Source organism: Pseudoalteromonas sp. 3D05, assembly GCF_002723455.1.
GTDB lineage: Bacteria > Pseudomonadota > Gammaproteobacteria > Enterobacterales > Alteromonadaceae > Pseudoalteromonas.
In genome coordinates this window covers 98,803-111,865 of the sequence record NZ_PDUS01000005.1, presented here as the reverse complement: position 1 = coordinate 111,865, position 13,063 = coordinate 98,803, and the positions used below count along the sequence as shown (strand labels likewise).

Sequence of the window (13,063 nt, the reverse complement as noted above, 5' to 3'; positions counted from 1 at the left end):
TATTGCAGGTGCTTGTAGTAGTGAATAACTAACAGAAAATCTCTTAATACGCTTTTACTTGCAGGCAACTTTTAGGGCCAAGCCCAAAGCCTTCATGTAACGCATTTTACATTTTAACTAAGAATTCCTCACTTAAAGATTTACGGGCCGTAGAATGATACTTAACCTCACCTTTAGATGTGCATTTATAAGAGTAAATATAATGGATTAAACCTTCCTTTAAAGGTGAATCACTAAACATAAAACCACAGAAAGTTAAAAGATCTACAACCACCTCGATGTTTATTATCGAACGCGATGTAAAATCTGCTACCAAAAATCAAAATTACTGCCTGGCTCGAACCAACCGTACAAAACCATAACCATTAGCCTCAGTATCGTTGCCTACATAGCCATAACCGAAATTGACACCCCAAGCGAGACTACCATAGTTGGTATAGGGCGAAGACGACCGAGTGGTATTGGGCGTCGTCGACCAGAACCTGCTACCTGGTGTATCTGGGAAAATAGCCTCATTTATACTCGGGTTATAACAACGCTGCTCTACAATAGAGGCCAGCTCATTTTTATTCGGTAGTCGCCAATCACTGTACTCCGCATAATTAGTGCCGCTTTGAGTCAATGCTTGCTGCCAAGTAAACACACTTGGAACACCTATACAGCTTTCATTTTGCCATGTTTGCCCAATAATACACCGCATCCACATCAAGCCCGTAACACTATGTGTGACCGTGCCGTTATCATGGATGGTAAAATCACTACTGGACGTACTAAAGGGAATGGCCGTATTTTCGTTATTGCAACTTCCATTGGCTAAAATGTGCGGGCTAAAGCTCAGTAACACAAAAAGGATTAGTAAAGTTTTAAATTGAATCTGCATAGTTGAGCTCCTGTGGTGTATTAACTGTAAATATGCCGCTTTTACTATCATACTAGTATAAAAAAATGACTGTGCTTTACCCCATTTACAACGCCTGCGAGCCATATAAGCTTGATAAACGGATATATGGAGAATTTATCAGATCACTCTCTGGTTCTCACCAACCGCACATGGTGGCTGTAGTCATTATCGGTGATACCAACATAGCCAACGAAGAAAGAGACGCGCCATGCGTAAATGCCATTGAAGGCATTGGGCGACGACGACCAAAACCAATCTGACCGAGTTTGCGAAAAGTACTGCGCGTCAATCGCTGGACCTTTAGTGCCATTGTTCACAATACCCATTAACTCTAATCTTGTAGGCATACGCCAATCGTTGGCACCACATAAGCGTTGTGTATTCACCCGCTCAACATACGCGTGGGTATTGCAGTAACTAGCTTCGTTATTGGCATCATAGCCATAGCAAATATTGCCATCGTCATTTTGATAGCCTGGATTTCCACCATTGGTGTTGCTATCAGGGTTATACCAGTTATAAAGGTCGTTTTTATCGTGCAGGCCGCCATCATCGGTTTTTACTTCCCATATTAACCCTGTGTGGTTATCGCGCACGCACGACCAGGCACTTGCCGATTCTGGTAAGTCATTGCCGTTAGCATCCAGCTTGGTAAAGTCAAACCCAGCATTACCGCCACCGACTTTTTCCAAGGTCCCAGCTTTAGCCTCTGCATCACGGCCGTGCTCGGCGTCTTGTCCTTCGTAACCGGTGACTGGGCAGTCAAGGTTGTTGTTACTGCCATCTGCGCACCACGTTATGCCCGTGTCATTGAGTTTAATTGTGAGGCTAGATTCTTGTTCTGTGCTTACAGATATAACTCCAACCTTAGATACCTCACCAGTTTGCACCTGAACGAAGTAAGTAAGCTCCAGCACTGCTCCTTCAGCTACATCCTCCTCTACTTTCATACCAAAGTGATTGACTATATCTGCGCCGGTCGCACGCAGTCCATCATCTATAGTGTCTATTAGTAGCTTAATTTCTAAGGAGTCACCCTTTCCTGACCATTGCGTAAGTGGAGCTAAAGGCAGTTGATATGTATCGCCCACTTTTATATTTATCGATAATGATTCAGGAACCTGAGGTGAAGATCTTGTAGGGTCGTAGCCTGAATAAGCAATACCTAGTTCAAGTGTTAACTCAAACTCAGTTAAATTAGATAGCTCATCATTATCGGGGTCTAAATCTTTATCAGTGGCATCATTGGGGTCTAGGCCGTAGAGCACTTCCCACGTATCAGCCATACCATCATTATCACTATCTAAATGATAACGACTGTCGTTAGGAAATGCATCAACGATATCATCATATCCATCGCCATCGCTGTCTGTTAACTCACGATAGCCAAAACTGATATCAAGTTTGATAGGCGTATTAACGAAAGTGCTTGTAGCTTCACCGTAAGCACCAGACACCTTTGCAGCTTCTAAATCATCTACATTGGCAACAAATGTCGCTAACTTTATATTTTCACCAGAAATACTATTAACTGCAGCTCCAGGGTTAGGCAAATAAGCTTTTATTTTTATGGCGTTGCCACCATACTTTTTACACTGTAATGCTTCTAACAATCGCTTGCTCGCACCTAAAACAACTTTTTTTGATGTTTTACCACTTGCTGTAAAGTGCCAAGTAACACTTTGGACGTTTGCATAAATAGGTTTGTCTGTCTTGTCTTTCATAGTGAATTGGTCAGAGCGGCCCTTGGCGTTTAGGCGTAAACAGTCCTTCTCAATTTCCTTTCTGATTTCTTTTGAATAGCTCATTGGTCCGGCTTTGACTTCATGAGTTTCAACATCTATTGACTTAGAGCCATCGCGATTTAGATAGACAGGGCTTTTCTCTACTAGAATATCATCCCTTCTTTTATTCATATCCTCACTAGCTTCAGAGCTACCGAGATACTTCCTGTCTTTAGGTGGAGTCATTGTCACTTCTTGTTTGGCAACCACACCATAAGTTTCTCTTAAGTAGTGCTCAACAAAATTCTGTGCATTTTTCCAATGTTCAGTATCGAGTGATTTATGAAACACACCATTGAAAGCCCCGAATTCAGACGTAGACGATGGAGCTTTTTCCACTTCAATACTGTTATCATCAAGCATGTTCTTTAGCTTTGCTACATCAACTCCTTTTGCAATAGCTATAACTTCATCAATAGTTAGCCTTAGTGGTATGGCTGTAACATCTGCTCTATTGAGCAATAAATTTAAATCACTGACTGATGAATTGTTCTTGCTTTCAGAGCTCCCAGCTCCTTCATACATCAAAGAATTTAATACATCAGCGCCTAATAAAGCAGCCATGATTGTAATTTTTTGTTTATTAGAAAACCTTGATGCGTATTTAAAAAGTAAATTTACAACTACATTTGAGAATTGTTTATTATTTCCGAACCTTCTAGCAAGAGGAACGACCTTGTCATAAATTTTAACCGCATCGCCCGCAGGGACTAAAGAAACGATATCGATTAAAGCGTCATTAAAGCGACCATAAAGGACATTAGCTGTTATATCCCTTGCCGTTGCGGGTATATCTGCAAAAGGAACAAATGCAACAAACATACCTGTAACTTGCCCTATAGCTTGGTAAGAGTTTTTAGCCTCAAAGCCTGTGCCTTTTCGTATTCCATACTCTATTTGTGTTAGCTTGTAATCGTTATAAAGCTCTTTCAAACTTTTAGCCTTCCTGTAGAGGGCTGACTGCTCGTTATAATTGTTGATTTCTACGTATCTAAATTCATGAACTCTATCCCCATCAAGAAAATGATTATGTATAGTAGAGTTATTCATGCCAAGTTGTTCAATCTTTTCTAACTGGGCTTGATATAAACCCAATGCTATATCTTTATGCAGTGAATCAAAAAAGCCTTCATCTTCTTTGTTGATCAAATAACTAATTACCAGTTTAATCTCTTCAATACCTTCGTAAGTATTGATATTATTAGCTGAAGTAGGATCTAATCCAAAGTCTACATTTTTATCTAATAAAGGAAGAGTTGCCTCACCAGATAAGTAATATTCCATTCCATCTAATAACCCGTCCCCATCTGTATCTGGATCGGAAGGGTCTGTCTCTAAATAAAGCTCAAAACGATCTGGTAACCCATCAAGATCTGAATCATAGTAGTAAGAGTTAGTACCTAAAAAGTATTCATCTGCATCCGATATACCATCACGGTCTGTATCTACGATTAAAGGATCTGAAATATTTGCATATGTTTTTAAATAGATTCTGCATTGTTGATAGGAATTTGATATAAAGGCCCCTTCACAGTAATTAATAGTATAAGAAGAGCTATTTTGTATGCTCGCACTTTGGGACCCATGAGCTTTTAATGAGGGTAAAGCATTAGAGCCTATGTTCAGATACCTTTGCAATTCTTCATTGTCATTTAGAGAGTCAAAATCAGTATCTGCTTCTAGATAGTTCGTTTGGATTATTTTTGATGAACCATAAATAACAAAACCCAATAGTTCATCAACATTCGATAATGTATCTGAATCTGAATCTGTATCAGACATATAAGATTCGTATTTTCTGCGGACTGTTTTACGTACTTCTGCGAGCGAAAGCGCTTGCTCATAAAACTCTAACCCAAGTAACACACCTTCTAATTGTTTGTTATTTGCACATGATGAAGTGTCGTTATCAGGGTCGCAATTTACCAGTGGTTTACCAATTGTTATTGGCATCAACGTTGAATATTGAGCTATATCCCCTGACGCTTCCCTTTCTTGATAAAGCTTACCGTTAAGGTATACCGAAAATTCATTTTCTTTTTTTACAAGCGTTACCGCTGTGGGTTTATTTGAGGGTTGATCAATAAATATATAATTGTAATAACCTAAGTTTTCTGTATTTTCTTGTGATAGCAAAACGCCTTCTTTATCTATCCGATCAAAATATAAAGTAAGGCTATATGTATTAGTCGACGTAAGAGGTGAGAAAGCAACACTTCCCCCCTCATTAATCAATAAGCCTGAGCTTTCTATATGAGATCCATTAGTAAATATTGGGCTAAGACCTAAATTAATAGCACGATGACCAGATGACCCAGAGAAATTAAATTCAATACTTGGTGGTACATTTTGGTTTGTAAAAAAGCGGTCATATATAGCTTTACTCTTATCAGCACTTACAACAAAAAACATAATTGAGCTTATAATGCTATTAGAGGTAGTCGCTACATCTAACTGGCTTGAATTGTTATCTGATGAGAGTTTCTGAGTTGCAGCCGTTGCATCTTTAGATTGCAGTGCTACCAATTCTTGAGCGGTGGCTTTTACAGTTACCGAACCATCCACTAAGCTATCGATCATAGATTTTGGAACAGGCTGTAAGCCTAGCGAGTTATTATAATAAAATACCTCTCCACTTCCTGATTCATTTTGTGTATTTAATGTTAAAGATATCGGTTCGATGAAATCAACCGGTAAGTCTATAATATCTAGCTGATAAGAAACCGGAGTATTTTTTAGTTCGTTATCATTAAAGGTCTGATTTACAGTTACACTAAAGTGTTTTTTAAAGCTTGGAGTTGCATCTGTTTTTAACGTTACTGAATCACTGCTAACGAATGTTAACTCTTGAGAATCATCCAAATCACCTATTCCATCACCATCAGAATCGGCTTTAGATGGATCTAAACCAAGTAGAACTTCATCTCCATCTAGTAGACCATCTTTGTCGCTGTCGCTATTGAGTGGATCGGTCCCTACCGTAACTTCTTTGTCGTCTGATAAACCATCAAAGTCTGAATCATGTAAAAAAGGCGAAGTTGCTAGCGCTTGTTCCTGGAGATTTGTTAAGCCATCGTTGTCATTATCTTCACTTGCATCGGATATACCGTTTTCATCTGCATCTGCGATACTAGGAGACATATATTCATTAGCATATGTTATCTCATAGTCGTCTTTAAGACCGTCTCCATCTGTGTCTGATACGTAAGGATCTAAGCCTAAACGCTCAATAACATCATCAGAATAAATAGATTCAGCCAAGACAGGAGTTGGAACAGGGACTGGAACGGGTGTATCATTTTTTTCAGACCCACCACCACATGCTGTTAAACCTAAAATATAACAACTACTAACTAATACCCTAAAGTTAAATCGAGGTCCATTCATAGAAGATCCTAATAAATTTAATTAAGTGGCAGACAAAGTCCAAAAATAAAAAACACATTAAATATACATTGAAAGAACATTAAATACATCAAAGTTGCAATTTAGTTAGAATTTAAATTGTCAAATAAAGGCTGGGAAGACCAGGCTTTGTTGATATTATAGGGAAGACATTAAAAAGAGTTTTAGCTAGGATTTATCAGCGCTAAAGCTTAGATACAAATTAAAAGCTCACCATAAAAACCATTGTATAAACAATGGCTAGTAAAACTTCATCATTATAAAACTTAGCTTATAGCGCTATCCTAAGACGGTATTATTATCTGGCACACACCAGTCTTTTCCAGGAAGTCAGTCCCTATCAAGTAAGGCCTATAATAGCCCTCAATTGGATCTTCTTTTTCATTTGGAGCAGATAAGTGTAAACACTCATGCAGTGGAAAGTCACCTCGATTAAATATTAAATCAGCATGCGCTTCTCCAGTACAATCAAGTATTGTTCCATCTGTTAACGTTAGCCAGACATGTGCTTTTATTGGCTCATTCACCTGTGGATTTTTTAGTTCTTTTTCTATGCTTTCATACGACATTTCACAATAAATATAATCATGCCAATATCGATCTCCGATTGTGATATAGGTAGTTATATTCAAGTTTGTCTTTAAAAAATACTGAAGCATTAGATGTACATCGGTACATTTGCTTGCCAAGTCCTCTGACGAGTTAAATCCATGGAATTGTAGGACTTCGAAACAGTGAGTTAAGATTTCTTGTTTTTTATCTTCACTAATTTTTTCGCTAAAGGGAATTGGGTTAGAGGTCATTACCAACTTTAACTCTCTGGTTTTAATTACAGCATCTTCAATTCTTTTTTTATAGTTCATACTACTTCCTTGTTAAATATTCAATCGGGAAAATGTTGTATGAATGAGGCCCAATCTTCATACATATACTTTTACTACACCTCATATATCCCCAAAATATAGCGTTGATTGACAACTGCAGACCGATTTTCAAACGCCTCGCTAACCACTCTTTTTAATTTTAACTTAAGAACAGCACTTATAATTACGTTAATTGACTTACAATACTCTAAATCAATAATTAGTGTTTAAAAGCGCAAACACGAATTACTAGTCATTTCGTATCACTCCACCCTGATGTCATCAACTCACTAAAATCTCGACGAGATAAAACATCTGAACAATCTCGCCAATCTTTTTCTGAAGGTTCCATCGTTGAGGTGTAGCGCAGGTCAAATCCATTGGCCTGTTTCTGGGCGTTGATGTACTCATCCATTTTTTCGCCCATGGTTTCTATATCTGCAATCCATTCATCTTTGATAGTGTCGGGAAGTGAACCAAACAAGTTGTAGCGATCTTGCATACGCTCAGATAACTTATCGTAAACTTTCTCATCAACGGTTTTCTCATTGACTAAATTAAGCATATCGACTTTATCGCGTACCTGACCAAAACGCTTGATGCGACCAATTCTTTGTTCAAGTTTTGTTGGGTTCCAAGGCAGGTCGATATTCATTAACGTGCCTAGTGTTTGTAGGTTCAAACCTTCACAGGCAGCGTCAGTGGCTACCATAATTTCTAATTGATGTTCTGCAACCATGCGTTTTAAGGTTTCACGTTCAATATTAACGCTATCCCCTTTTTGGTAAAGCCTACTGCGGCCAGCGCCTGCGTATAAACCCACAGGTTGATCAGGGTAACGAGCAGCTAATGAGTCTGCCACCCATCTAGCAGTGTCGTAATATTGGCTAAAGATAATTACTCCATGCTTAAGCCACTGCTCTTTTTCAAGATAATGGATGATGGCTTCAAGTTTAGGGTCTACTTTTATTTTTTCTAAACGAGCGATCATACGCTCAAGAACGGCAATCTCATCTGAGTTTTTATCAACTTTTATTTCAATTAGCTGTTCATCGCTTTCTTCTTGGACTGTTCTTCCTTCTAAAAGCATTTTGGCGGTATTAAGGCCCGCTACAATACTGGAACAAATTCGTTGCTCCATAAGGTTTTTCATAAAGCCACTGCCTTTTCCGCTTTGAGCTAGTGCTTTACCAAAATTACGCGCTTCCGCATAAGCTTGTTGAAAATCTTCGCTTGTTCTAAGTGCTTTCCCTTCGAATAAACTTGTGAAGGTATGCTCGTCTTTCGACAAGCTCCTCTGAGGATGAACGTCTACACCAATGCGGGGTAATAATTTTGCATCTTCCAGTGTGACTCGTTTACGTAAAACGATATGACGAATAAAGGGGTTCTCTCTTTGAAAAAAACTTGCGCCAGCTATATCTCGCTCTAACTCATCTTCAAGGTAGTCCCTTGAGTCATCTGATAAATCAGTTAGTGGATTTCTAATATCCCACTTTTTGTTATTCAAAAGATCTAGGTCTTCTCTGATCGATCGAAATAATTTTCTAGAATGCTGTTCGTTTGAAGAATCAACGTCAGGTAATGGTGAGCGTAATAACTCCCAAGCAAAACTAGGCTCAGTTACTCGCTGCTCACCTGAAAGTATCGGTAACACTTTTTCGGGCCAATGCCAGTTAGCAAAATCATTACCTAGAACAAAGTTACCACTACCTTGGTGCAATATACCCATAAGGTCCCATAGGTCTTCTGGGCGGGTTTGTATTGGTGTAGCCGTACCAAGAAGAACATGATCAGAACGAGCCGCAATGTCTCGCATGAAGGCAAGCAAGTTATTATGTTCACCTGCGTCTTTGCCAAATCCTTGCTTACTTCTGGCTTTATGTGCTTCATCTAAAATAGATAGACCAAAACGCATACCAAGCAAATATTCCTTTTCTGGAGAACTTTGCATCATTAAGCCTGTTGAAACGATACCAATTCGCAATGGGCATTTGGCAATGAACTGTTGGCCGGATGGTGAAATTATCCGGCCTTCAGGGTCTAGCCAGGCTTTCTTTTGTGTATGCCAGCGAGCACAAGGAATACCCAATTTATCAATCATTTCTGTCTGCCATTGCTCACATAAGGTAGCTGGGCAAAAAATAATAACGGGTTTTCTTTTTTTATGTTCTTTGTCGCTAAGTAAGCATAAGCTGAGTGCAGCAGTCCCCATAGACAACGTTTTACCTAAGCCGACTTCATCGGCTATTAATAGGCGAACAATGCCATGATTATGATAATGGCGAATACATTCACTGACAAAGCCCTGCTGCCAAGGTTGTAATGAAAACCCTTGTCGGTACAGTGGCGACTCAATGAGTGCCGCTGGCGCTACATCATCATCGTCAATATCTTCAAAATCAATTTCTCGACGATATCCTCTGCGCTTGACTTCTCGAATAACCGCATCAGGCAGTTGACGAGCGGCATTCCATAAAAACTCGAATTCCTCTTCTATCCAAGCGACACCTTCCGGCGAATCATCTTCCCACAGAATTTCATAATGCCGTTGCCAGCCACTACTGGTTTCATTCATAGAGCCCATAAAGCCGAGCTTACGCCCATCTGCGCATTCAATAACACCGGCTTTACCGTGTAAAAAACCACAAATACTATCTGGCGCAACGCGAATGACCTGACCATGTTTAGCCAGAAAGCTGTCAAGTCTTCTGTAGCGATCACGGTTTAACAATGCTTCAGTTTCTATATCTTGCTCGTTCCAGCGACCAATCATTTTTGATTCACGTAATTGAGCAACTTTGAGGTCATCGGGGTGAATATCGACATTACAGACAATTTTGACTTCAGGAATAGCCTCAATTAACTCATGAGCAACTTCAAATAACGAGCTAGTAAAGTAGCCCGCTATACGTTTATAGCTGCGGGCACCTTTTAAATGCTCCAGTAAAAAACTACTGTCTAGCTTATGAGTACGTGAAGAAAACCTTCTGATTGTCATTGTTTTACTTAACCTTATTCCATGGATTTTTAATTACTTGAATTTAAAAATAAACTCCTAGTTCCCTATTGCACGCATATTACGTAAACGTGCACCTAATACCTCCGCAGCATCACGGGTCGCTTTTTCAGGCGCTTTATTTTCAATGAAGGTCAGTACATCAAGCAATAACACGCGTATCTCCATAAAATCTGGAAGGTCTGCTTGAAATTGACTAATCACCACTTGCGGATCAACTTCTGCTAATAATTGCTGTAAACCTATAATCAAATGCCCAAGCCAAGTTGAACCTATTTCGTTACTTTCAGTAAGGTCACGAGAAGCAAATTCAGGAATACGTTTTAGCTGTGCTTTGTTGGCCGCCATACTCCCCATTACTCTTGAATAGTCTTCCACCCGAAACGCTTTGGCAAAGTTTTGATAATTATCTAACTTAGCGGCGCCAGTTGTTTCAATATCCATCATGCGCAAGTAAAAGCGCTGAATACCACTGAGTTTTTGCCAGGTATCTGTAGTCAATCCTTCTGGCACTAATAAGCTATTGGCAGCTTCAGCAGCCTGTTGCACAATTTCATCTACAACGGTTACTTCGCCTTTAGTGCGAGGTTTTAATGCAAATGCTGTGACATCCTCGCCACCAATATGGGTATATGCGGTTAATACTTTTAAAGCAGCAGCATAACCGGCCATTTGTAAGTCGGAATCGTTAAATACTGGCTCACCCATTTTGTCTTTTATCTCGTCATTCAAGTGCATCATATTTTCGATTTGACGCTTTACCTCTGCACGCACAGCAGGCAATAACCGCTGTTTAAAGCCCGCATTTTCGCCCGCTGGTCGTTTACGTAGCATCAAAATAACAGTGCCTTGAACGTAGCCACCTTTTTTTAATTCCGATGTGGTTTCTGTAGCGATATACCAAGCTCCAACCACTTGTAAACCCGCAGCCCAGAATATGCCGATCATGTCAGACCAAACACCAGTATCTTGGTGGGTAAACATTACGCACTGCATACCGTTATCTGGCATGTGGTCAGCCATTGCTTTATAGGCATTGACCATGCCTTTTCGGAAATCATCACCAGAACCTTTTACCGCTAAAGCTCGTCTTGAGTCCCAAACCCAGTTTGCAAATTCTTTTGGAGGATTTTTTCGTAACCAAGCTATAAAGTATTCTGTAATTTCATGATAATTTACCGCATCAGCATAAGGTGGATCGGTTACCCAGATATCACTTTTCTGAACAATATTTTCAGCACTACAAGTTTCAATATTAATTATTGGTTTTTTTGAAAAGCTGCGCTCTTTTTCTGGGAACGTCTTGAAAAAAATATTTTCAGTCAAAACATAGTTAGAATATTGCCCGAAATTGTACTGTGTATTTAGTGCTTGATTAGTAAAGACATGGACCGGACCACCATCCCATTTAGTACTCGTTCCCCATCCACATAATTTTGAATTAAAATCCAAACAATTAGCTAAACCGATAGCAGTCTCAGGTTTACTACTCATTTCGCCTAGTAAAGCAAAGTATAGTATTTGTCTAGAATTATAGAGATGATGCCAGTATGACCAACCTCTGGTTCTAATTGGTTCATCGGTTTTATCTCCGGCCTCAATTGCCATGTCGGGTATGAAACCTTGTTCTTGCCAATTTATAATATTTCTTTCAACCAACTGTTCGACTAGTTTCTCTCTCTCCAAGTCTCTAGGTGATACCGTAGAGAAAAATGTTTCTTCTCTCGACTTTCCTAAAGTATCGTTGGTTATCCATTGAACCGCGTACAATCTTTCTTGGAAAATATCATCTTGAGCTGGTTTGAAATCAGCTTTATTCCACTTACGCAATCTATTAGTATTATTTCCATTTTCGTCTGTGTAATCACCACGAATTGTTTTTATTGGTGTACGATACGTTTTACCATTAAGTTCGTATACAAGATGCCCATCTTGAACAGTTCCTGATTCGGCCTGCTTCATTTCTTCTCTTGAAACACCTGTTACTACCTCAATATCGAAGCGCTTAAGATCATGATTTGGGGTCAATCTACCTATAATGTTTCTCATTTTAGATATTGCCCAACTTGAAGCCATAGGAACTAACCACCCAGTTTCAGGGCATTTTGTTTCTAGACAATATAGGTAAGCTTTTGCTCGGTTACCTTTTTCATCATGCTCAATTTTTAGTTCTGTGATGTGTTGGTCAAGTTTATCGAGTAATTCTCTCTGTTCACTGGCAATTTGCTTTCGTTTTTCAGTACTCTCCCCAACGATATTAATTGCCCCCCAAGTTAACATACAAGCTATTGGGTTTAAGTCTGAAGCATTAACATCGCACCCTAATCTAGCTGCCTCAAAAGGAATTGAGCCTCCGCCACTGAATGCATCACCGACTTTAGGTCGAGAACCATATCTTAAAATCCCTAACTGTTCAGTTAGTTGATCAATTGAATTTGCATTAATACCTAGATGTGCGTAATGCAAATTTACATGTTTCCAAATATGTTCATACAACCAGTTTTGATCAACTTCCTCTGGTCGTTTTGACAATAAGGATTTTGTCTCATAATCACCAATATTGTTAAGATATTGCATAATTAAATTTAACTTTTCACACTCAGTGATATCTCTGCGCCAGCGAATCTTCAATCCTTTAGAGGTGATATCACATGGAAAAGTTAATTCGGAAACCTCTGTAAACTTATCATCTTCAGGCTTAATACTATGCAGAAAGTAATCCCAAGGATTATCTAAGTTTATTGAGTTTGTAAAATCTATTGGTTTTAATGAATTTTGAATATAAACACGTTTCGCTAAACTCAAAGAGTCAAATGCCATTAGCATTTCAAAGACTTCTAAATCTTTTTCTTTGTCGTTTGTTTGAGGAAGTAAACTGCCAAGCACAATAGCTCTAACCAAAATCAAGGGCTTACGACCTTTCCAATATGAACCAATAGAAGGTAATGTTTGAGCAGGTCCTGCTTTTCTTTCTCTTTGTGCTTCCGTTGATACTTTTTGTGCAGGAAACACAGCCTCGATAAGTGCTGGAGCATCTTTTAGTGCAAAGGGTGTTAATTGTGTCATGTAATTTTCATCTCCAAACAGCGCG

5 protein-coding genes are annotated in these 13,063 nt (G+C 39.1%); all 5 read right to left on the bottom strand.

What is annotated here, in order from left to right; translation table 11 throughout:
* Positions 1-325: 325 nt before the first annotated feature.
* The 5 genes from CSC79_RS07165 to CSC79_RS07145 all read right to left on the bottom strand — a co-directional run bounded on the left by CSC79_RS07165 (position 326) and on the right by CSC79_RS07145 (position 13,038).
* Positions 326-880 (bottom strand): DUF1566 domain-containing protein, encoded by a 555-nt coding sequence (locus CSC79_RS07165; protein ID WP_180270401.1) that lies wholly within the window; start codon positions 878-880, stop codon positions 326-328.
* A 143-nt stretch (positions 881-1,023) separates the two neighbouring features.
* Complete coding sequence (locus CSC79_RS20190; RefSeq protein WP_237113980.1) at positions 1,024-6,072, bottom strand: DUF1566 domain-containing protein; 5,049 nt, start codon at positions 6,070-6,072, stop codon at positions 1,024-1,026.
* A gap of 302 nt (positions 6,073-6,374) precedes the next feature.
* Positions 6,375-6,953 (bottom strand): hypothetical protein, encoded by a 579-nt coding sequence (locus CSC79_RS07155; protein WP_099295152.1) that lies wholly within the window; start codon positions 6,951-6,953, stop codon positions 6,375-6,377.
* 253 nt (positions 6,954-7,206) lie between these two features.
* Complete coding sequence (locus CSC79_RS07150; RefSeq protein WP_099295151.1) at positions 7,207-9,954, bottom strand: phospholipase D-like domain-containing anti-phage protein; 2,748 nt, start codon at positions 9,952-9,954, stop codon at positions 7,207-7,209.
* Between the two features lie 57 nt (positions 9,955-10,011).
* Entirely contained in the window at positions 10,012-13,038 is a 3,027-nt protein-coding gene (locus CSC79_RS07145; protein ID WP_099295150.1) for an anti-phage-associated DUF1156 domain-containing protein, read from the bottom strand.
* Between the last annotated feature and the right edge of the window lie 25 nt (positions 13,039-13,063).

Bases quoted from the DNA above. Each gene is read 5' to 3' on its own strand.
- CSC79_RS07165 (WP_180270401.1), bottom strand. From the start codon at position 880: ATGCAGATTCAATTTAAAACTTTACTAATCCTTTTTGTGTTACTGAGC.
- CSC79_RS20190 (WP_237113980.1), bottom strand. From the start codon at position 6,072: ATGAATGGACCTCGATTTAACTTTAGGGTATTAGTTAGTAGTTGTTAT.
- CSC79_RS07155 (WP_099295152.1), bottom strand. From the start codon at position 6,953: ATGAACTATAAAAAAAGAATTGAAGATGCTGTAATTAAAACCAGAGAG.
- CSC79_RS07150 (WP_099295151.1), bottom strand. From the start codon at position 9,954: ATGACAATCAGAAGGTTTTCTTCACGTACTCATAAGCTAGACAGTAGT.
- CSC79_RS07145 (WP_099295150.1), bottom strand. From the start codon at position 13,038: ATGACACAATTAACACCCTTTGCACTAAAAGATGCTCCAGCACTTATC.